This is a genomic window from Legionella resiliens (assembly GCF_021344005.1).
Lineage (GTDB): Bacteria > Pseudomonadota > Gammaproteobacteria > Legionellales > Legionellaceae > Legionella > Legionella resiliens.
In genome coordinates this window covers 189,586-211,575 of record NZ_JAJTND010000004.1, presented here as the reverse complement: position 1 = coordinate 211,575, position 21,990 = coordinate 189,586, and the positions used below count along the sequence as shown (strand labels likewise).

Here is a 21,990-nt window from a genome sequence, read left to right as displayed (position 1 = left end):
GCGATTTTAGCCAATTTAGCAGTGAAACTCTAGGGCATTTCCTGAGGGGGTCCGGTTCTAAAACATGTATTTAGAGCTCTGACCGGAATAGATTAAGCGCCCGGCAATTGTTTGTGGAGCTCATCCCTAAGAGGGTATTAAATGCTAATTAAAAATATTTATGTCTATAACCATGCCGGGATTAAAGAATTAAAACACGTGCAAATTACCGAAGATGGGGCAAGAATAATTTTCAATATTGATGCTGATTTATCATCTTTTCAAGAGGATAAAATAATTGATTCTAAAGGTTGCTATTTCTTCATGCCAGGGATGCTGGATTCTCATGTTCATGGCCAGGGCGGTATTGATTTTGCTGATTTAGGCAATGAAATAAGTGATGAAGGCTTGGATCGGATTGTTAAAGCACTAGGAAACACGGGACTTTCTTATGCGCTCGCAACTCTAGTATCCATGCCAATCCCCGCCTTAAAAAAATCACTGATAAAAATTAATGATTTTATTCACAAACAAGAACAAAATCCTACCCCAGGTGATACTCAGCTTCTTGGCGTACATTTAGAAGGCCCCTTTATCTCAAAGAGTTGTAAAGGTGCTCATGCTGAAGATGCATTACAAAATAGTATTTGTATGGAACAATTTAGGGATATTATTGATGTAGCGCCTCACATTAAACACTGGAAAATCACAATTGCGCCTGATTTATTAGGTGCAGAAGATTTTATTAGACAGACAAAGTCACTTGAACAAGAAGGTATTTTTGTAACAGTATTTATTGGTCACTGCAATCCGGATGATAAGGAGATCCTTAGCCGTGCAATTGCGGCGGGCGCTCGTGGATTTACGCACCTAGGCAATGGGTGTCAAGAATCGTGTAGCAGAGAGACACGACCACTTACTTTAAGTGACCCCAAAAGCCATGTAGTACAATGGATACTCGAAAATCCTGAGCATTGTCCGCCTGGGGTGGAACTCATTACTGATGGTGTACATTTATCCCCCTCATTTATTTCGCTCATACACAATGCGGTTAAAAACAAAATTATTCTTGTAACCGATGCCTTGGGGCCCACAGGTTGTCAAGATGGAGCCTATAAATTAGGAAGTTTGGATATTCGTAAAGAGCACAATAGTTTCTATTTGGCAGACAAGGAAGGTAATTTCCTGATGAAAGAAGGCAGTCTACCTTCTGGAGAAAAAAGTTCTGTAAAAACCCTTGCTGGCAGTGCAGCCTCATTATCCTTTTGCGCGCAAAAATATTTTGAATCAATGTATGGTGAGCCCATAGAAAGTCGTATGGATTTTATATATGCAGCACTCATCACTAACCCCAGAATGACCTCCTTATCCAGGGAGACACTCCAAAATTTACCCGATAACAAAAATTTCTCTATTTTTAATAATAACGGACAACTTATTTTGAGTTCGTGTAATGGCAAAGTCATAGAGCATCAACAATTGCAATGGCCAATATCAGGCTTACTCAATCATGGATTTTTATCGAGGGTATCTATCACTGAGAACAACTATCCAGGATCCCAGATAAATTTCACCTGCAATTAGATTCGGAAATAATACTAATTTTGCTTTAAGGTAATTTGCTAACCCAGGAAACATCCTGAGTTAGCTTTATCCCAAGATTAGGTTTGCAAAAGACCACTTTCAGAACCACCTACACTAAACGTAACAGCTGAAGTAGCGCCAGGAATAGAAGCAATACTCGGCAAAAAGAGGGTCCAGGTTATTCCATTATCCAAACTTTGATAAGTTAGAGGAAATGTAGTGCCCATTGGATCGTTATAAAAGCCAACTGCTGAACATATATTATTTTTACATGAAACTCCGGTTAATTGGGCATTCTCGAAGCCTGCAGGAATCCCGCTTGTAGGAGGAAATATAGCTTCTGACCAAGTTACTCCATTATTTGCGCTGAAATAACTCACAGGCAATACCTGATCCGTACTTGTTCTGTAATATCCCACCGCAGAACAACGAACACCGGCGCAGCTCACTCCATTTAGAAACGCTCCATTGTTTCCAGGCGGCAAACCATTTATTGAAAGAAACCTTACTAAAGACCAGGAAATTCCACCATTTGCACTGGTATAACTCAGAGGTAAATTTCCGTTAGGATTTGCTGGGTCAGGACTCTCACCCACAGCACTGCAATTCGTGCCAACACAGCTTACACCCATCAGCTTAGCACCACCTACATATCCAACTGGAAAATTAGCAGTACTTGGTATGATTGCTTCTGACCAAGTCATTCCATTGTTTGCACTGAAATAACTCACAGGTTGGCGATCGCCTGTAGCGTCATTATAAAAACCAACTGCAGAACAATTTGTTCCAACACAACTAATTGAACCAAGTCTTGCACCTTCATTTCCAGGTGGAAGAGCTGCAGTTGAAAGAAACGTAGGCTGAGACCAGGTGACGCCATTATTAGAACTCCAATAGCTCAGTGGATAAAGATTTCCAGAAACACTGTCCCGCCATGTTCCTCCACTCACACAATTGCTACCCACACAACTCACAGTAACAAGGAGGATCTCATTACTGGTTGCAAGAGGACCGGTCCGTAAAAAAAGGTTAGGTGCAGACCAGGTTGCTCCTCTATCTGAGCTTGAATATGAGAAAGGCAACGTATCATCTACCTCTCCGAAAACTGCACCAATGGCAGTACAGAGATTTCCATTGCACGCCACACCAATAAGTGCTGCTTGATTACCGGGAAGACCAACAGTGGGTGGTAATACCGGAGTGGGCCAGGTAGCGCCATTATTATTACTTGTATAAACAAGCGGAAATCCTGAAGTCAAAGTTCCATAGCCCCCCACTGCAACAGAAATTTGGGTCTCTGGTGGCGCATTGGTTACAATTACATTTAACGAATTATCAAGTGTTGGGCCGGCACAGGTTTTGCCCCCAGGAAAGCAAACAAATAAATGATGGTGAGGATCAGGATCATTCCGATTAACCGCGCCGGATATTTTCAATTTTAAAGTACAACTTTGATTAATCGAACCATTTGGCCCTAAATTAAAAAAAAGTGGACAAACAGTCGGATCTGTTGGCTCAAGCACCTGAGTTACATTAGGTGGAAGCCACTTAACAAAATTATTAAACCGCATCGATAAGGTGTTGTTCGTCACCGTGTATGCAGCATTCACACTTGCTCCTACAGGAACAGTGGTAGGTAAGGTACCTTGGGGATTAATATTGAAAGGTAAGGCAAAGCTGCTCATTGAAGCGACAATCCCCCAAAAACCAACCGCACACAAATGATATTTATATTTCATTGTTCATCCTTTGATAGTCTAATACAATGCTTAAAAAATAAGCTGCTCAAAAGCACATCTATTAATTCAAATACAGATGCCTAAAGCTCAGGAACTATCATTGAGTAAGAAGAATGAGTTAAATCACTTGAATGACAATTTAGATCACACTCAAAACGCCAATCATATCCCTAAAATTTAAGCATCTGAAGTAAATTTTGTACTTTGTTGGAGTCTATATAAAACCAAACCAGGCTTTACATCTCCTTTAAATCACAAAAGTGATTTGTCCTAATACTTCGTTAGTATATAAATGAGATTGTGATAAATTATTAAATGTGGGAACACCGTCGATTGAAGCGTTTCCAAGCTCCACTTTACCAAAGTCAGAAAATCGATAGCCCACACCTACACGGATATGATTTGTCACATCATAATCTACACCCGCCCCTACCCTATACGAGAAAGAGGTACGCGTCTCATCCTTAAATTGATTACTAAAGGTGCTAAATTCAGGTACAATATTGACAGTGAAATCTTTTGCAGTATTCGAACTAACCCCGATACCTCCTGAAATGTACGGATGGAAAGTCAGCGATTGGTACATCCAGTTATATAATAGTTTGTTTTCAAATAATACTTGGTATGCCTGTATATCATACTTATATGAAAATGAATCAAATATTAATACATCCGACGCGCCTTGTGTCACAACACCTTGGGTATTAAATTCCATGGGTTGATAATAACTAAACCCGGTTTGTAAAAACCAACTTGGATTTAATAGAATTTCTATCCCAAGCGAAACCCCATATATAAATTTAGATTGATCCGTATCGTCGGCAGAATAACTAAATGACTCATCTTGAACAGGATCGTCAATAGAAATAAATTGCGACTTACCTGCATCATCAGTGAATGCTGCGCCTAATGATACCGTTGCAAAAGGACGCCAACTCATTGAAAACCAATCAACTTTTTTTTCAATCTGATCTTTCCAAACAGCGTGCTTTTTTACTACAGGCGAAGCAGCCGCAATACTTGGTTGAACACTAATTGAAGTGAATCCAAAAATAGCTAATGCAAATCCATATTTACTCTTTAACAATTTCTTCATCCTTAAAAAATAACTACACGAAAAAAAGTGCTTTAAGCAAACTTCTTCTGATAAAAACAACAGCGAATTAATTTAACAGAGATTTCAAAAAAATCATAGGGCCACCTAAAATAAAAAATTACTTATTAATCAATAAATTAAATAATTTAAATGCATTTTTTCATAAATAAATAATCATCAATGATGAGTTATTACTATGATCAACAGCGAAAGGCTCTACCTGCATAAGGGTACTACTATTCAATCATCACAAACCTATTTAGACTGCTGGTTTTAAATATACCAAGCACAAAATGCCAGCAGTCAATGCAGTGATACCGCATAAAATAATAGGGGTGATAATTGATAAAACAATTAGAAACCCACCAACAAAGCAAATAATAGCATCACCTAGAGTACGCAAGCTTAATTGTGCACCCATGACTTCTCCTTGAATAGCAGTATGAGACATGTTTGATATGTGAATCGTCATCGTTGTTGTCACAGTAGTGATACTAAATCCAATAAGTGTGAACAATAAAAATAGGGCTGATGGGTATTGAAAAGCAACCATCGCCGCAAAAATCAGAGCAGTGGTCATCATAGCCAAGATTATCATTTTATGAACGGGCATATGTTTTGAAAGATGATGTGGAAGCCATGCGGCGCCTAAAGCAAGGGCAGCTGACAATGCAGCATTATAAACCGCAATCATGCCTGGAGACATAAACCATTTTCCCGCCAGATAAACCGGGCCAAATTCATAAAACATATCCACTGCGAAGGTAAACAATGTGCTGATGATGAGCAGATGGATTAAATGGGGATGATTTTGAAATAAGAGCTTGAATTGCCGGATAATATTGAGTTGGCTTAATATGGATTTTTTTTCAGGTTTGGATAGGGTTTTATGCTCTGGTAATTTCCACCAGGCAAGGCTCAGGGTGATAATTGAAGCGAATGCTGCAAAAGTAAAAGGGAACGACCATGAAAACCAGGGAACAATATTTGAGTTTGATAGTAAACCACCAATGATTGGTCCAATGATGTAGCCAATGCCAGCCATGCTGTTAATTCTACCAAAGCTTACAAACTTGCTAATTGTAGTTAATTCAGTGGCCAACGCCCTTGCAACGGCAAAAGTTCCTTCCATGAATCCGGTTAAAAAGCGGCTAAATAATAACAACCAGAAACTGTTTGTCCAAAATGCGATGACAGTCAATAAATACCCCAGTATGCTTCCTGCCAAACTGATTACCATTATTTTTTTGCGGCCGTACAAGTCAGAATTTCTTCCTAGAATAGGAGAGCCAATAAATTGTCCCAAAGGAAAAATTGCAAGGGTTAGCCCCAGCAAAATACGTCTGCTTGTTTCACTCCATTCCGGGGAAATAATTGATTGATCCGTGGATTGTAAAAACAAAGGTGGGAAAATGGGGTAAGCAATAGATGAACCAATAAAACTAATTAAGACAATGAGTAAAATAATCCAGAGTTGTCTTTTTTCTTGGGTTGTTTGTGCGTACATATTCATTCTTGGCCCTTGGGAACGTGGAGCGGCGAGCCGACTTTAACAGAAAAAATTTATTGAAAATATTTACATAATGTAAAATTATTCAGCAATAATTCTAACCTTTTTTTCCCAATAGAGCCACCTTTATTTTTCACCGGATAAATTCTTATTGCACTCATTCTCAAGTGACGCTTTAAATTGCTCTACCCATACATTATCCACATAATCTGGGAGCACCATATTTACTGGGCATCCTACCGTTTCCTCAAAGTGCTTATATAAATATGGGCGATAATAAACAAGGTCGGGAACCTCCAAACCAATTTCTTTGGCTTTTTCATCATTTACTCGCACGCGTAATATATCTTTAAAATGAGTATTTGCCTCAAAGTGCCGCATCTCCTCATCCGACATCACCCCGCCTTGAAAGAGAAGCGTTTTCTTACTTGCTTCAGATAAACGCTCAAAATAGTCTTTTTTCTTTCCTGCCAGATAGCGTTTGGCATTCACATGATTACCAATGAGCAAGGCTACTTTTGCAGAAAATCCTGAGCTATAGGCTAATTGCGCACCAATCCATTCATGATGCACTACCCCTAAATCTGCCATCTTGTTTTGCTTGGTATCTGAGGCAAAATGCCCTATATCATGCAACAAGCACGCAAGAATGACTTCCTGGCCATGTCCTGCTTGCTCGGCAAAATAGGCGCACTGTAACGCATGTTCTAATTGCGAAACAGACTCTCCAATGTAATCCATGTCTTTGGAGAAACACAAATACTGAAAAACCCTATCAATTTTTTGGTCGATATGATTCATTGTCTTCATTGCATCATTTCACTAATAGGATTAGCGACATTATAAATCGCAGCACCGGCTGAGTAATCTTTATTGGGATCGCGCTCACAGTCTGGAGGAAACTTTTCCCGCTTATCCTGGTAATAAGCTTCACGCTTCGCCCCACCTTCAGACAATCTGCTAAAGGTAATAAAAATCGCCCGACGCGGTTTATTGCTGCGGTTTGCCTCAGAATAATGCGGTAAATAAGAATCAAATAAAATGACGTCTCCCGTTTTACATTCAATTGGAGTCCACTGGAAAGTCTCTGCAATTTCCGTTTTAATCGAACCATCCGCTTCTTGAGGAAGAATTACAGGCTTATTCGCTCCTCCTTTAACTACGTGTAAACAACCATTTTCTAAAGTGCAATCATCGATTGCCACCATCATGGTGATGTGAAATCGTTGGTTAAAGCTAATAAAAGCAGGAGCATCCTGATGCGGTTTAAAACCTCCCCCGCCCGGAAATTTATAGTTAATTTTCTCTTTGAAAATAGAGGCCTGTTCTCCCATTAATGAAGACACTAAGTTTAAAGTACGTGAGCCATTAGCTACCTCATACATTCCTTTATGATAATCAATAAAATTTTCAACACGACAAAGCTGGCGTCCACCCTGGGCATTTTTTTCAAAATACTTCATCCACTTACCTGGTGTTTCAGGCCAAGATGTTAATTCATCACACCAGGTTTGCAGATGGTGTTTCAGAGTAATCAAGAGAAAATCTTGCAAAAGGACAAATCCCTGTTTTTGCCAAAAACTTTGTTGCGCTTCACTTAATTGATAATTCATGATTTCCCCTTTTAAGACGCTGATAGCAATGTATTTTCAGAAATTGCATCCGAAACAGTAGCTAATTTACCCTCTTCCCGCTCTAACCATTTTGTTAACCACCAACCCAGCAGAAGAGTACTGGCAAGAATAGCCAAAGTCAGATAAATACCCAAGTGAGCCTGAAGGATAGGTAAAAAAACCGTTCCAATAAACGCACCAAATTTCCCGGTTCCAGCCGCCAATCCATGTCCCGTAGCTTTAAATTCAGGATTATAAAGTTTTGCGGGCAGTAGGTAAGTTGAAATTCCTGGACCAAAATTTATAAAAAAATTGAACAGTATAAATCCTATAAAAATAATGCCAGTACTTGGGAACAGATAGCTGAGGCTAAGAATTAACAATCCCACAAACGAAAAGAGAAATCCTGTTTTCTGCAGTTTAATCAAAGAAACGTGATTGACAAAAAAAATGACGACAAAAGCACCTAAGGTAACAAAAATATTGACCACTAAAGTGCTTTTTAGAACTTCCGTTTGCGCACTTAGGAAATTTGCTTCGCTCGAAAGGTTAAATGCCTGTAAGACGTAAGGAGTGAATAGCCCTATTCCATAATATGATATATCGAGTAAAAACCAGCAAAGACAAAGGCAAACAGTAACTCTTATCATTCTTGGCGAAAATATAAATTGATAATGAGTGAAAACAGCACGTCTTGAGCGTGGTTTTAACCGTTGATGGACTTGCCATAAAAAACTCTCTGGCAGCTTAGCTCTAAATAACAATCCTACAATTGCAGGAATTGCTCCTGAAGCAAATATCCATCGCCAAACATCGAGTTGAGGATGCAGTTTAAATAAAAGCCAGGCAACAATGACACCTACTGGAGAAGCAAGGCAATTGATAAACATAGCAGTTGCGATAAATTGGGCACTTTTATGAGGTGGAATCATTTCAGCTAAATAGGCTGCACAAATAGGATAATCAGCCCCCACGCCAAAACCGAGTAAAAATCGAAAAACACATAGTGAGGTTATACTCCAGGCAAAAGCGGAACACAGAGCAATGAGCACAAAAAATACAAGATTTATAATGAGCATACTTTTCCTACCCAGCATATCTGCCAAGCGACCAACAATGATTGCACCAAATACTGCCCCAAGAGGTGCTGCAGCTTGAGTGAGGCCAATCATAAGTGACGAAGGATGATACAAAGCATTAATAAAAGGCTCTGCTACAGAAGCAATATATAAATCATAACCATCTATGAACAAACCCAGCGCACAGACTATCCAGACACGGAGAGCCAGGGATTTATTATTTTCGTCCATGAAAATCTCTTTATAAGATAAAGATATTGCCGCATTATTGCGGTATTAAGCCATGATTTTTAACATAATCGCGATACAAAAACAAACGAGTTCGTCATGAATAATTCAGAAAAAAAAATGACCGATCTAATAGAGTCTGTTTACAATTCGCTATTTTGGCCGAGGAAGTAGAATTGTAAACAGCCCCTAAACCATCCCTGAAAAAACGAACTTACAAAAGATATCTATAATTAAAATAAATGAGGCTAAACAAAAGCAAGGAAATAAATACTTTTTGACTCTTAAAAGGAACGATAAAATGTTAACTGCAGCTTTTATTTTTTTAGTTATAGTGATTGTTTCAGGATACATTGGATATAAAAGCACAGATCCTTCATTAGCAAATAATGCAAAAATTGTATTTTATATTTCTATAATTATTTTTCTCATTTTACTGCTTCTCTATTTCTTTTCCCCGCCCCCACCGGTTCAAAATGAAATAAAAAATCCCCTTTTATAATACATTTAATCAATTATTTCTTTTTTCTTGCTAAAAAGAAGTGCATTTTTCGATCGCTTTCGGGTAATTTTTCCCCAATTAAAAACATCTCCGATCAGCTGGAGCAATGATCTACTAATTAACATTTCCCTAAGCATAATGATTTAAAATATATCATTATGTTTTATATATTCATAGCGAATGTGGCGATAAAAGATATAGAAATACCTAAATGGCAAAGAAGATTAAAATGAGCGATAAATAAAATGTTAAGCAAGAAAGAGATTATTTACATACCCAAACATACACATGTTCCTGTCCAGAACAGCCCACAGTGCTACTACTTTTCATTCTTGCATCTCCTTGCTATGCATGGACAGCCAAATAATATCCCACCTTATGTACAAGAAATTGTTGAGGCATGCAAACATGAAACGGACGGGTACAGAGAAATCATGATCAATATATTGACAGATCATGCCGAAGATCTTACCCGATTTGGAGATGAAATATTGGACGAGGAAGACAGTAGCTATGAAGGGGATTGGGTTGTCGATTTTGTGGATAAATATGGAGTTGACATTACCATGGCAAAATTACTCAATTTACCCGTCAAAACCCTTGAGGACATAAATCTTGTTAAGGATCATCTCTCCATACCGGGGCTGAAAAATATTTTAGAAGAATACGGACCCATTGCAATAAGGCTCACTAGGGGAAATAACTTACCCGGTCGAAATTTATCCCCTTCTGAAAAAATTACTACAGCAAGCGGTTTAGAAAGAAATATTTACAACATTGACAAGTTTGCAGATAACATCCCTCACTGCGTCCTTTTAATTGGTTGTAACGATCAACCGACTCAACAGGTCTATTTTTTAGATCCAAATTATCCAGACATGATTTTATCAATGGGATTTGAATTGTTTAAAAAGAATTTTCTTATGACAGAATTTGTTCATTTTAGTCAGAATAAACTTGTCCCAGATGAAGTAATTTTTACTACTCCAAGACATAAGAGAGGGAACAACAACGAAGTCAATTCCTCCAGAAAACGCCATAAAGCAAATCAGACTCATGATAATTCTCTGCCTGGAGCTGATGATAACGCTATGGATTATGAAACTAATGACCATCATTTCTATTACCTTTCTATAGCTGCTAGCCAGCTATTCTTCACTCAAAGACAAACGGTTTTTCTTGGGGAACAAGAATTAGGTCAACGTAAGTTGCCAACAGAGCAGGAAAGGGAAAATAACTTTATTGATAGCCTTTTTAATAGCTAAACACCTACTTAACGTAGATCAAGTGATATGGAACAAGAGACTCAATAGTTGAGTAACTATAGAGGAAAAATCAAAATTTATTTCTTCATTAGGATGAAATTAATTCTACATTTGGAGTTATTGTATAAAATTTAATTTACTATAATTAAAATAGTACACTTAGATTGGGAAAAAATCATGTATGCGAAATATGCACTCCCCCCTGTTGTATTATTCGAAAGCCATGCAGATAGGGCCACAAGCGAATTCCTTATCAAACAACTGCCTCATTTAAAAAAAGCAGGTTATACCACGATTTGTGTCGATGGAATGGAGCCAGGAGCATCACTGGAGCAAAATATTTCTATGATGAAAATGCTCGTTTCAATGCAAGCAAAAAGATTAGAGGAAATGCCGCCTGCCCATCCTGATTATGCACGCGAAGCTGAAAAATTAAGAAGCGTTTTTGCTAAACTGGAACTTTTTGAAGCAATGAGGGACCAAGGTTTTAAACTTGGCGGAATTGATTTACCGGTTTCTGAGCAGCTTAAAGAAAAGCGTCTGAATTCCGAAAGAAGAGAAAAAACACTTACTGATAACACCTTAAAAGAAGCCAGGAAAAATGATGGAGGAATTGTGGTCGTTTTGGGGTTTGGTCATTGCATATTCCAACAAATGATTAAACAATACGCTGAAAATCCGGATCAATTTCTCTGGTTCCATGTACATAATCCAGCTAATGAAACTTCAGATCACAGAGAATTGGTTACGGCCTATGAAAGAAAAGGTTATGATGCTTATTTCCCTCTTGGAATTAATATTTTTCAAAATTCCGATCCAAAATTGGATACCGCTTTATGGAATCAAATAAGTGCTCGTTGTTATAGTTACGAATCAGAGGAGCTTAATACGTCGACCGCCTCCATTCTGAAATCTCTAATTGGCCCGGAAGTTTCAGTCCGTTTGCGCAAAGACGGCCAACATCGTGTAGATGCACTTATACCTCTCGAAAAAGTTGAGCAAACACGCCAGGTAAGATCTTCAGATTTCTTGAGGAGTCTAAATAAAACCTTAGGTAAGGTTACCTATGAAGTGACAAACGTCGAGAAAAAGGAGCAGGTGGTTATTCGTGGTATTAATGAGCCCGAAGTAGCGGAAGAAATTAGTAAATTACCAACAAAAAAATGAAATTAATTTCTTGAAAAAATGAGTACTGATGACTTGTGCGCACTTTCAAGAATACGGTTTGATTTCTGGAAGTGCGTGACAATTTCAAAACGTACCTGGCAGGGATTTTTACAATAAACTATTACAGCGATAGCTTTTTCTTTATAGTTAAAACGCTCCATATAAATTATGCTAAAAACACAATTACCAATGGAGAGAAAAGATGAAAAAACAACTAGTGCAACAAATCGTTAAAGCCAAAAGACAAAAAGGGATGATGCGCTGCAAATGCTGTCGTTATTCCTAATATCCTGTTAGCCATAGACTATTTTATGAGAATGACCATGAAAAAATTACCTAATCTTAGACTATTACTAGAATACAAAAACCCATTAGTTATAGAGCGATTTAAACAAAATTTTCCTGGTTATTCTGATTCAGCAGAACTGCTGTTTGCCGACATGCTCAAATATCTATGGCTCAGTGTAAAACACGAATATGATTTAAAAGCCAACCCCGGTAATCCAGACCTGCAATTCATTCCTGTCATGCATGAAGAAATGAGACCGGTCGATAATATGTGGCATGAATTTATTCTGATTACCTTGGATTACCATGAATTCTGTAATCGCTACTTTGGAGAGTATTTGCATCATGTTCCCAATATGCGTGAAAAATTGAACTTTACTGAAGATGATTTTACCAACCAATTAGAGCTTTTTTTGAATTATATTTACGAGCAATTAGGTGAAGAAACCTTAATCCGCTGGTTTAATGAACATTTAGACGAAGACATCATTTCAGATGTTGCTTAACCATTTAATGCGGCATGTTTTTACACGAATCACGAATTGTTTGCACTATAACCTGAAACGCTTTAACCTGCCTTTGCTCCGGTCGGTATACTAAATAAATTTCATCATGAAAAATGGGTGTATTCGGAACTTGGGAAAGCAGCTGCTGATGATGAGTATATACTACGGAGCGAGGTAAAATACCCACACCACACCCCGCTGCAGTCAAACTGGCAATTACATCCAGATTTGAGGTAGGCAATAAACGATATTCCTTGATGCCCATTGCTTCCAAATCTTTGAGTAATTTTTGCGTTTGCAATAAATCGACATCGCATAATAAGGTTAAAATCTTTTGCTCTTTCATGAGATTTCTATCTTGAGGCTGCCAAAAGCCTACTTCATCATCGTAAAGCTTTTGCAAAATCAAATCTCTATGCCTCACTGGATTAACAACAATACCAATATCAATGGAAAAATTAATAATTCCTTCGAGAATTTTGCGTGATAAATCATGTTTCAGGGTAATTCTTATTTGCGGATATTGTTCAAGCAACTTGGGCATAAATAAAGGCAAGTCATATTGGGCTACAGAAGGATGGCAACCAAGAGCAAAATCCCCTTGGATTTCATTAACACTTGCCAGACTTTCTGCGCGAGCGGTTTCCCATAAATGAATCAATTGCTTGACGTGGGTATAAAATTGCGCCCCCGATTTCGTTAATTTCAAGCCATTTTTTATGCGGATAAAGAGACTGGTGCCAATTGCATGTTCAAGTCGTTTGACTGCACTACTTAAAGAGGGCTGACTAATTCCCAGGCGTTCAGAAGCACGTGACAAATTCAACGTTTGACACACTTCGATAAAATAATACAAATCATTTGAAGAAGGCAGCATGGTTACCATCTTAAGCAAAGCGATGAGAACGTGTCAAGGAAGTGCTTCCAATTACATGAATGACAGACTATGCCAAATATATCTTGGAAACAATGCTTAAAATTGTGAATGAAGTGAATACCCTCGGCAAAATTCACCCATTTTGCCCAAAAACCAAACAAACATAAGGAAATTTGAATAAATTTGGTTTATAATTACCTATTTTTGAATAACAAGGACTCATTATGACAAAAATATTAGCATTCGATGTGTCAGAGACATTACAAACTGGGTCAGAATATGATGACCATGGTCTAGGACAGCCGATGCGTGTAGGGAATGAGGTGATCCCAGGAGCATATTCGGTAATGGTTGGAGGACAACAAACCGCTGAGTTACTTCAGCGTGCTCAAAAAAAAGGCATCCACATCGTTTTAGTAACAAATAATGGTGCAGATTTAGATAAAGAGGTAATTCCACACGCGCTGGATTTTTTTAAACGCTATGGTTTAAATATTCCACCTGAAAATTATATGGGTCCAGAAAAAGGTACCGACGGCAGCAAGGTGCCGAGATTAGAAGCAATTGCCTTACGATTTAATGTCAATAAAGAAGAAATATATTTTTTTGATGACTCCTTTCATAATGTATCAGAAGCAAGAACCCATGGGTTTAAAGCAATTCAAGTTAAATCTCCAGAAGATTTACAAAACGGCATTACCGAAGTGCTCGAGGCGCACTCAGCAATACAGAAAGCAGAAAAAAACCCTTCCATTCCAGGAAGCAATTCAAGTTTCTTTACTAATGAATGGGACCAGCTTGATGCCGAGTTTAAAGCCTATATCTCTGAAACAACACGCAAAGTACGCGTAGAATTTTTTAACCATGTACCAACCAATGAATATTGGAGTATGCTGGGAAAACAAGAAAAAGAAGTTATTCTCCAGAATCATCTCCATAAAAAATCAAAAATTTATGATGCATTAGATATTGAATTTAGGTCTTATTTATCAGAAGAAACTCAAGGTATTCCCCATAAAATGTCGCCCAAACCAACCACAGAAGCTTTTTGGAATGGATTAGATGAAAAAACTAAAGAGCAATACCTGCAAAAATATGAGCAAACGATGGGTTATACTTATAAATAAAACATCATAACGTATCAAATGCTTTCTGGAATATTCCAGAAAGCATTATTCATCCCGATCTTAGGTAAACAACTGTTTAGGAGCCCAAGACAGTTTATTTACTAACATACTCTCTAACATTTGTGATACAATTGCCCTGAAAATAAACAATTTGAAATGAAAACAGAACCATTTCCCCTTTCACTGTCCCCTATAAATAAAGGAAACCGCATGAGTTTTAAGCCGTTAGGTTTAATCGAACCCTTACTTCAAGCCATTAGCGAATTAGGTTACAAAGAGCCCTCTCCTATTCAAACTCAGGCCATCCCCAAGATATTATCAGGTCGAGACGTTCTGGCTTCGGCACAAACTGGAACAGGTAAAACAGCAAGTTTCGTATTACCTATTTTACAAAAACTCAGCACACAACCCCGAGCTAAAAGCAACAGAACTCGTGTGCTCATTCTAACTCCAACACGTGAATTAGCGAGTCAAGTCCATGAAAGCATCATTCAATATGGACGCCATCTATCGCTTCGCTCCGCAGTAGTTTTTGGTGGGGTAAAAATTAATCCGCAAATGATGAAATTACGTTCTGGGGTTGAGCTTTTAGTCGCTACCCCGGGACGTTTATTGGATTTGCATCAGCAACGCGCCATACAATTCGATGAAGTTGATACGCTTGTTCTGGATGAAGCGGACAGAATGCTGGATATGGGCTTCATTCATGACATGAAACGAATTATTAAATGGTTGCCAAAAAACCGACAAAATCTCATGTTTTCAGCTACTTTTACTGATGACATTCGCAATCTTGTAAAAACCATTCTAAACCAACCTGTAGAAATTGATGTTGCACCTCGAAATACAACCGTAGTTAAAATCAAGCAAACAGTACATCCAGTTGATAAAAGTCAAAAAGCTGCTTTATTGAGCCATTTAATTCATAAAAATAAATGGGGGCAGACTTTAGTATTCTCAAAGACCAAACATGGTGCAAATAAATTAGTTAAGCAATTGGCTGAAGCTCAAATTCATGCTGCGGCTATCCATGGCAATAAATCGCAATCCCAGCGAACTAAAGCTTTAACCGAGTTTAAGTCTGGAGAGTTACATATTTTAGTCGCGACAGACATTGCTGCACGAGGAATTGACATTGATCAATTGCCCTGTGTGGTCAATTTTGATTTACCGCAAGTTGCTGAAGATTATGTCCATCGTATCGGGCGAACCGGACGCGCTGGCGCCTCAGGAGTAGCGATTTCCCTAGTAAGTGCTGATGAGGTAAATCAATTACACGCTATAGAAAAACTAATTCAACACAAGTTAAACCGTATTGAAATCGAAGATTTCGAACCCAAGCACAATCTCCCCCAGACCAATATCGTTTCCAAGCCAAAAAAACATTCTCCTACTCATAAGAAAACAACTTCAACATACAATAAAGCCGATAGAAAACCATTCACAAAAAGCTCAAGAAAAAATGGCTCTAAAATTTAGAGAGTAGCAATTGTCTTGAAAATTTATTTCAAGACAATTGCTACTTGCTAATGCTCCCTCTGGCTTTTCAGGCTAGCCTACATCCTTGGACTTCTTAAGCTGACATGGGCCACGTCCCAGATTGCACCTGCATTTATTCCCTATGTTTCAAGTCTAAGTCACTAGGTATTGTTATTACCCGACATGGAGCTGATCTCTTTTTAATCAATTATAAATATTAATATATAATTAATAATAGGGTGTTTTATCAAGGAGCCAGCTATGCCTGATGTTCGGATGAATAATGGAGAAGTACTTCCAATCAATTCAAATGATGAACTTCGTACACAAGATTTTGGAGGATGTACCGCAATTTATGCAAAAAATGACTCTATGTTTGGACTCTACCATCTACAAACAATTGCTGACCGGCCTGATAATACAAATAATGTTACCTATAAAGAATGGCTATTAAAATTAAAAGAGCTTTCTGGTGGGCAACCCATTTATTTTGAAATAGGCACACCTAAAAATAAAAAAGGGCTGGAGCATCATCCCTATTTAGGTATGGAGCGATATTTAAGGTCATTATGCGAAACATATGGGATTCAGATTGCAGAGATTAAGTTACTTGACATGAATGATGTTGAGTCCATTTCGGTTACCAAACAACAGATGACTTGCTTTTCTGAAAGAGGATACAAAGACGCAATTCCCACAATCCATGAATCCGACAGCCAAACTGATGAAGCAATGTTAGAAAAGCTTGAAGAAATGGATGCTATCAGCTCTATATTAGGCGATCCCAATATGGATTTGGATGGAACACTGAAAACAAAATATCAGGACGTATACGATCAATACTGGGGCCAATTATCCTCCCAAAGAGAAGAGCTGTTAATTAATCTACGGGGGATGATAAATTCAGATAATTCAAATGATCGTAATTCCTTTTTAGATGAATTATATAGGTCAATACGTTCTATGGATTTTGTTTCAATAAAGAGCATGACAAAACACTCATATTTTAAAGAGATTACTCATGATGAGCGGAGGGTTTATTACAGTGCTCTAGATTTAGCAACTAGAGCGAGCTCATTACAAAAAGAACTCAAGCCGCTTCCAGAAGAGCTCGAAAAGTATAATCCGTTAGATAATTCTGGTAGCACACCTTTTAAAAGCAAATACATGCAATTAAAAGAAGGAGGTAATACCAATACGGGTCCTGAGCAAAACTCTGAAACATGCACTATTTTGTAACTACTCTCTCCACCGCCACCGTATTTGTCTTTAAAGGAAGAAGGCCAGCAGAAAAAGATCACTTGCTAAAGATAAAATTTCCAAAGCTACCTCACTTTTTTTATTTCTGCTATTCTTCTTTAAAATATAATAAATTTTCAAGGAAAGAATAATTATGAAACTATTACCCATTGCCGCTGTTCTATTGGCAACTTCCTCACTTAGCTTTGCTGCATCGATTTCTTCAATGAGTAAATCGGAAGTAACCGAAGCCTTAAGCGATAAGACTGTCACGACAATATCAGCCGCTACGCTCAACGATAAAGTACTTGCCAATAGTTTTACCGGCTATTTTAGTAAAGACGGTAAAATGATGGGAGGATTTGCGAAACAAACCGAGGGTGCCCCACAAAATGATAAAGGAACTTGGCTCGTAAAAGATGATGGTAGTATTTGCATGACGTGGGAGCACTGGTTTAATGGAAAGGAAGAATGTGTTTATTTTTATAAGCTTAATAACGGATTGCTGGTTGTAGGAACTGACCAGAATTTTGAGAGTGTCATCTTAAATTCTGGGATAAAATCAGGTAATCAAACCGCAACCAATCCTCAAAACCAATAAATAAATTATATTCTCTGATTGTCGTTTTGGCAGCAATCAGAGAATAAATTAACCATTGATCTCATCACGAAAAACCAAATACTTTCAGAATGGCTGGCCACCATGACCGGCTCAAAAATATGTAAGTTCCAACAATAATAAATACATTAACACAAACAAGTAAGCTACCCCCAATATACTGATATATTAGACTTAGGGATTGAGATTTACTTCGGGCAATCAGCCCAGCCACATACAAATTAGGGAGATAGAAGAAAAATGCCATAAACTGATCAAAGCATCCATGAAAATCCTTAGTATGCCCCCAACCATTAGTAAAAAAGAACCAGAATCCATAATCCATACGATAAAGCCAGGATGCAATAGCCAATGAAAAAAGCCTGAGTGCCCAGATATGATGGTTTGAAAACTCACCCCGTTTAGCAAAACGCAAGGTTTGGATAGCAGCAGTAATCATCAAAATGCCATAACCTGCAAAGCCAATATCCATCACCAAACCACCTATCGTTCCGTGAGCGAAAATAAAAGTCAAACCACCTATGCCAGCCAGCAGCGATGCAGCTATATATATCCTGCCTAATATACGATGAAACCAAGCAAATCTCTGGCGTACATAGTGTGATAATTGGATAAATCCCAAAATTAAGAGAATACCTCCTGCAACAAAGTGGAGCGAAATTCCGCCTGTTGGAAGCATCTCATTGGTCTCAAAGAGACCAGGCAGTTTTTGATTCCATTCAAGACCTCTTCCTGTAATCCCATTACCCAGATAAAAAATAAATATATAAAGACCGAATAAAGACAAACTAATCCACATAGTTATCCTAGTGGCCAATAAATTAAAACGCATCCAGCTTTGCAAATCAGCAGAATAAAATTGAAATGTTGAAATTTGGCTGATACCAGGTTTTCTCAATTGTATCTCTAAGGCAGGTAAATCATAAAAATACTGAATAATAATATCAAATACGCTCTATTACTAACAATAAAGCTCATTAATAGAATAAAATCTTTCATACTGTGAACAAACGCAGGCCGAGAACAGAGTTCCGAATTGAGTCCCAGTTTACAACCCAATGAGCTCGTCTAGCTTCTGGATTTTGATCTCTAACTGGCGACAAATTTCTTCTTGATCGGAAGCGCTAAACCATTTGCCATTTTTTTGCAGCATCATTAGCTTCTCATAAACTAAAGAGAGTAAAGGTAAATTCAAGTGGTGGGATCGTGCATGATCGATTATATGAAGCACAATATATTGAGACTCAATAGGTTTGCCCATTTTAAAATCATGATACATACTCGGATAATATCCTTGCAACGTTATTGTTCGTTGAATTAACCTTTCAATATTTTTTTCAATTTCTACTCCATCTGCTTTTGCAACGACACATACTTCATGCATTATCGCTTTAACAATGTTTTGATAATGCTTTTGGGTGGCAAGGACATCCACTGATGTGTTAAACACCAGAGAGAGACTGCTAAAAGAAGTATTCCATAATAGCTTGCTCCAGCGAAGAGCACGATGGTTTTCAAAAAGGTGTATTTTGGAACAAAGGGCATCGGAAAGATTAGCACATACGAGCTGTTGCCTTATATATTCACAAGAAGATTCATCACCCTTAGTAAAAGGAGCTAACTTTAATTCGCCAAGATCTTTTACTTTGATATATCCAGAATTTATTCGGGTAACGCCAATCGTAGTCACGCCACATACAATGGAATGATTTTTAATAAAAGCAGATACATACTCTTCATTACCAATGCCATTTTGCAAAAGAAGGATTTTGCTTTCTGGTTTAAGAGCAGGAGGAAGGAGTTTTTTCAATAAATGGTTTTCAGTTGTTTTCAATGCAATGATAATGATGTCGGACTTTGGAAGCTGTAACGAATCATTCTCAATTTGACTGGGCCTGATTTTTACAACATGACCATCAGGTAATTCAATCTCATAGTATTTTTTCTCTTGCAAAATTGTGAAATCAGAGCGTTCGAGATAGCAAACGTGGCATCCCGCAAGGGTAAACAATCCGCCATAAAATTTACCAACGGCTCCGGATCCAATTACTGTAACTGAGACCATTTAACTCCCTACCCCTAAATTATGGTAGCTCGAACATCCCTTGCATTATTCAAAATCATTGCCTCTGCGATAATAATTGCAAGCGCAGCTCCAGAGAGAATAAAAGCATTTGCATACAGGGGAGTAACCAATTGAAAATTACCCTGTGAAATCTCGTTCCATCCGTTGAAATGCTGCATCGCAGCGATTACTGCTCCAAAAAAAGCAAGCACGTTACCAAGATATCGAAGACAAAAAGATCGGAGATATGGAAGCAATAGAATGAGTCCAAGCAATCCAATCACTGTTCGTTGAACACGGCAGTAAGCACAGGGACTGACTATGGCAAACACATCCATACCCCAAGTTATCAAACTGATCAATAAACAAGTTAAAGCAAATATTTTTTTCACTGCTGGCAGATTCCTGGAAAAATATACTGGTGCAAAGCGATGCGGATATAATCAAATAGCTGATTGTTTATGTCAAGCTCAAATAAAAAGCGTTCCCCTCTCCTGCAGACGGGGGTATGAATTTAGAAACTATATTATACTTTTATACGAAATTTCTTCATTCGCATTCAGTTCTACCGATGTTTTTATAGCGACAAGTTCCTCTTTATATTGCTTAAAATTTCGAGCAACATCTTTTTTAGAACTATCCACTTCGGTGGGTCTATAAGACTCTGAAAATATTGAATCCTCTACATCGAAAATCTTTTTACCAACAAAATAATTAATTATTGCTTTCAGTTCATTTACCGTACCAGGAGCTACTTTCATTAAACTTTCATATTGAGTAACAACCTTAACAGCATCATTGATTAATTCTTGCTGTGCATCAAGGGATGAAGAATTTGGATTTTTCAAATCCTTGGCCAAAAGAGCTCTTAATTCTGCCTCCAGAAGAAATGCAGCTCTTCCTGCAAGGTGTTCTTGTTCATAGCCATATTTATAATCAAGATTTTTTACATTTTTATAAAATTGTTCTACTGCCTGATGAGCTTTTGATTTAGGCATATTAATTCCTTAATAGTATTTCTGTCATGTCCAATAAAAGATGAATTAACAAGTATATTGCACCTTTATTTTTTTCCAATAAAAACAAATCATCAACAAGTTAACATATAAGTATCTTCATGTTATTTTAAATATCTTTAATTCAGAAACTATCATGCAACAAATTACTACGGTTAAGAGAGGCATTCTCTTTTTAGCCCTGAGCCTATGCTATTCTGAGGCTGGTGCTGTTTCTGTTGTAAAGTCTCCTCACGGAGCACGCGCTCTTGAGTACAAAGATATCAAGGTGCCTGATGCTAAAAAGATACAAATTAACAATACAGGAAATCTTTACAATTTCAAATTCGTGCTCCCTGCTTCATATCAAAATTTATATCCTACTGCTTATATTGTTCAAGATCTTGTTGATGATTTTTATAAGAGCGGAACAGTGAGACTCACCGTAACCCAAGATCCTCCGTCACAGCCTCTAGCTAAGACCAATTTCTACTTGAGGTACAACAATCACTTTTTAACAACCGTTTTGCCTTTAGAGAAGAAGTCCAACTCGTTTATGAGCGTAACTACATCCATATGATGAATCAATCCCATATCCTGCCTGGCAGTGTGAGTAAAGCGCGCTGGGACCATTTAAATTATTACGCGATATCCAATGGAAAAATGATTGCGAGCAAGAGTCCGCAGGCTGGTGCTACACCTAGGATGGATATTTTTCAATTACTTGGGAATGGGATGGCCGCGAAAATGTTGATGAGATGAAAAACTATGTAATACAGAACATTTTGCCGCAAGCTTTTCAAGAGAGTTATATTCGATACGAACAATATATCTACAAAGTAGCTAATCCTTCATAAAAAAATTCAACGTCTGGATAAGTACGCATAGCCTGGGATGAACTATTACGCGGTCGTTCACCTGGGTTGTGCCATCCAAATAGAACTCCTCACATTATTTAATCATTCAAATTTAAGCCATATCGAGTTAAGTCAGCTATTTATTTTTTACCCCTTAAGGTTCTCTTAATGATGAT

The 21,990-nt window shown here is 37.8% G+C and carries 21 protein-coding genes; 10 read left to right on the top strand and 11 right to left on the bottom strand.

Annotated features, from left to right (window positions below; genetic code table 11):
- The first annotated feature begins 141 nt into the window (after nucleotides 1-141).
- A complete protein-coding gene (locus tag LXO92_RS06485) occupies nucleotides 142-1,563 on the top strand; it encodes an N-acetylglucosamine-6-phosphate deacetylase (protein ID WP_232890642.1) in 1,422 nt (473 codons plus the stop codon).
- Between the two features lie 77 nt (nucleotides 1,564-1,640).
- Here the strand turns inward: LXO92_RS06485 and LXO92_RS06480 are convergent, their stop codons facing one another.
- The 6 genes from LXO92_RS06480 to LXO92_RS06455 all read right to left on the bottom strand — a co-directional run bounded on the left by LXO92_RS06480 (nucleotide 1,641) and on the right by LXO92_RS06455 (nucleotide 8,831).
- Nucleotides 1,641-3,302 carry a glycoside hydrolase gene (locus LXO92_RS06480; protein ID WP_232890641.1) on the bottom strand — a complete coding sequence of 554 codons (1,662 nt, stop codon included), beginning with the start codon at nucleotides 3,300-3,302 and terminating at the stop codon, nucleotides 1,641-1,643.
- Between the two features lie 247 nt (nucleotides 3,303-3,549).
- Nucleotides 3,550-4,398, bottom strand: a complete 849-nt coding sequence (locus tag LXO92_RS06475; protein WP_232890640.1) for an outer membrane protein — start codon at nucleotides 4,396-4,398, stop codon at nucleotides 3,550-3,552.
- A gap of 259 nt (nucleotides 4,399-4,657) precedes the next feature.
- Nucleotides 4,658-5,911: an MFS transporter gene (locus LXO92_RS06470; RefSeq protein ID WP_232890639.1), complete on the bottom strand. Its 1,254-nt coding sequence runs from the start codon at nucleotides 5,909-5,911 to the stop codon at nucleotides 4,658-4,660.
- A gap of 123 nt (nucleotides 5,912-6,034) precedes the next feature.
- Nucleotides 6,035-6,709, bottom strand: coding sequence for an HD domain-containing protein (locus LXO92_RS06465; protein WP_232890638.1), 675 nt, complete (start codon nucleotides 6,707-6,709; stop codon nucleotides 6,035-6,037).
- 5 nt (nucleotides 6,710-6,714) lie between these two features.
- Nucleotides 6,715-7,521: a phytanoyl-CoA dioxygenase family protein gene (locus LXO92_RS06460; RefSeq protein ID WP_182351856.1), complete on the bottom strand. Its 807-nt coding sequence runs from the start codon at nucleotides 7,519-7,521 to the stop codon at nucleotides 6,715-6,717.
- Nucleotides 7,522-7,532: 11 nt separating this feature from the next.
- Nucleotides 7,533-8,831 carry an MFS transporter gene (locus LXO92_RS06455; protein WP_182351855.1) on the bottom strand — a complete coding sequence of 433 codons (1,299 nt, stop codon included), beginning with the start codon at nucleotides 8,829-8,831 and terminating at the stop codon, nucleotides 7,533-7,535.
- Nucleotides 8,832-9,129: 298 nt separating this feature from the next.
- Here LXO92_RS06455 and LXO92_RS06450 point away from each other — a divergent pair, with 298 nt between their 5' ends.
- The 4 genes from LXO92_RS06450 to LXO92_RS06435 all read left to right on the top strand — a co-directional run bounded on the left by LXO92_RS06450 (nucleotide 9,130) and on the right by LXO92_RS06435 (nucleotide 12,556).
- On the top strand, nucleotides 9,130-9,330 hold the full coding sequence (locus LXO92_RS06450) for a DUF1328 family protein (protein WP_182351854.1): 201 nt from the start codon (nucleotides 9,130-9,132) through the stop codon (nucleotides 9,328-9,330).
- A gap of 245 nt (nucleotides 9,331-9,575) precedes the next feature.
- Nucleotides 9,576-10,595 carry a hypothetical protein gene (locus LXO92_RS06445; RefSeq protein WP_232890637.1) on the top strand — a complete coding sequence of 340 codons (1,020 nt, stop codon included), beginning with the start codon at nucleotides 9,576-9,578 and terminating at the stop codon, nucleotides 10,593-10,595.
- 177 nt (nucleotides 10,596-10,772) lie between these two features.
- Complete coding sequence (locus tag LXO92_RS06440) at nucleotides 10,773-11,762, top strand: TraB/GumN family protein (protein ID WP_182351852.1); 990 nt, start codon at nucleotides 10,773-10,775, stop codon at nucleotides 11,760-11,762.
- A 323-nt stretch (nucleotides 11,763-12,085) separates the two neighbouring features.
- The gene (locus LXO92_RS06435) at nucleotides 12,086-12,556 is read left to right on the top strand and encodes a glycine-rich domain-containing protein (RefSeq protein WP_182351851.1); all 471 of its coding nucleotides are present in this window, start codon (nucleotides 12,086-12,088) and stop codon (nucleotides 12,554-12,556) included.
- Nucleotides 12,557-12,560: 4 nt separating this feature from the next.
- Here LXO92_RS06435 and LXO92_RS06430 read toward each other — a convergent pair whose 3' ends face one another.
- Nucleotides 12,561-13,433 (bottom strand): LysR family transcriptional regulator, encoded by an 873-nt coding sequence (locus LXO92_RS06430; protein WP_182351850.1) that lies wholly within the window; start codon nucleotides 13,431-13,433, stop codon nucleotides 12,561-12,563.
- Between the two features lie 224 nt (nucleotides 13,434-13,657).
- Between LXO92_RS06430 and LXO92_RS06425 the strand changes: the two genes are divergently transcribed.
- The 4 genes from LXO92_RS06425 (at nucleotide 13,658) to LXO92_RS06410 (ending at nucleotide 17,879) form a co-directional block, all read left to right on the top strand.
- Nucleotides 13,658-14,560 (top strand): HAD family hydrolase, encoded by a 903-nt coding sequence (locus LXO92_RS06425; RefSeq protein WP_232890636.1) that lies wholly within the window; start codon nucleotides 13,658-13,660, stop codon nucleotides 14,558-14,560.
- Nucleotides 14,561-14,770: 210 nt separating this feature from the next.
- Nucleotides 14,771-16,039: a DEAD/DEAH box helicase gene (locus LXO92_RS06420; protein ID WP_232890635.1), complete on the top strand. Its 1,269-nt coding sequence runs from the start codon at nucleotides 14,771-14,773 to the stop codon at nucleotides 16,037-16,039.
- A 261-nt stretch (nucleotides 16,040-16,300) separates the two neighbouring features.
- Entirely contained in the window at nucleotides 16,301-17,278 is a 978-nt protein-coding gene (locus tag LXO92_RS06415) for a hypothetical protein (RefSeq protein WP_182351847.1), read from the top strand.
- Nucleotides 17,279-17,432: 154 nt separating this feature from the next.
- Nucleotides 17,433-17,879 (top strand): hypothetical protein, encoded by a 447-nt coding sequence (locus LXO92_RS06410; RefSeq protein WP_182351846.1) that lies wholly within the window; start codon nucleotides 17,433-17,435, stop codon nucleotides 17,877-17,879.
- Nucleotides 17,880-17,943: 64 nt separating this feature from the next.
- Here LXO92_RS06410 and LXO92_RS06405 read toward each other — a convergent pair whose 3' ends face one another.
- From LXO92_RS06405 to LXO92_RS06390, 4 genes are all read right to left on the bottom strand, one after another.
- Complete coding sequence (locus LXO92_RS06405; RefSeq protein WP_232890634.1) at nucleotides 17,944-18,696, bottom strand: DUF2306 domain-containing protein; 753 nt, start codon at nucleotides 18,694-18,696, stop codon at nucleotides 17,944-17,946.
- Nucleotides 18,697-18,945: 249 nt separating this feature from the next.
- Entirely contained in the window at nucleotides 18,946-19,962 is a 1,017-nt protein-coding gene (locus tag LXO92_RS06400) for a ketopantoate reductase family protein (protein WP_182351845.1), read from the bottom strand.
- Nucleotides 19,963-19,976: 14 nt separating this feature from the next.
- Nucleotides 19,977-20,354, bottom strand: a complete 378-nt coding sequence (locus tag LXO92_RS06395) for a disulfide bond formation protein B (RefSeq protein WP_220471050.1) — start codon at nucleotides 20,352-20,354, stop codon at nucleotides 19,977-19,979.
- Between the two features lie 129 nt (nucleotides 20,355-20,483).
- A complete protein-coding gene (locus tag LXO92_RS06390) occupies nucleotides 20,484-20,960 on the bottom strand; it encodes a hypothetical protein (RefSeq protein WP_182351844.1) in 477 nt (158 codons plus the stop codon).
- A 154-nt stretch (nucleotides 20,961-21,114) separates the two neighbouring features.
- Here LXO92_RS06390 and LXO92_RS06385 point away from each other — a divergent pair, with 154 nt between their 5' ends.
- Nucleotides 21,115-21,537, top strand: coding sequence for a hypothetical protein (locus LXO92_RS06385; protein ID WP_232890633.1), 423 nt, complete (start codon nucleotides 21,115-21,117; stop codon nucleotides 21,535-21,537).
- The last annotated feature ends 453 nt before the right edge of the window (nucleotides 21,538-21,990 follow it).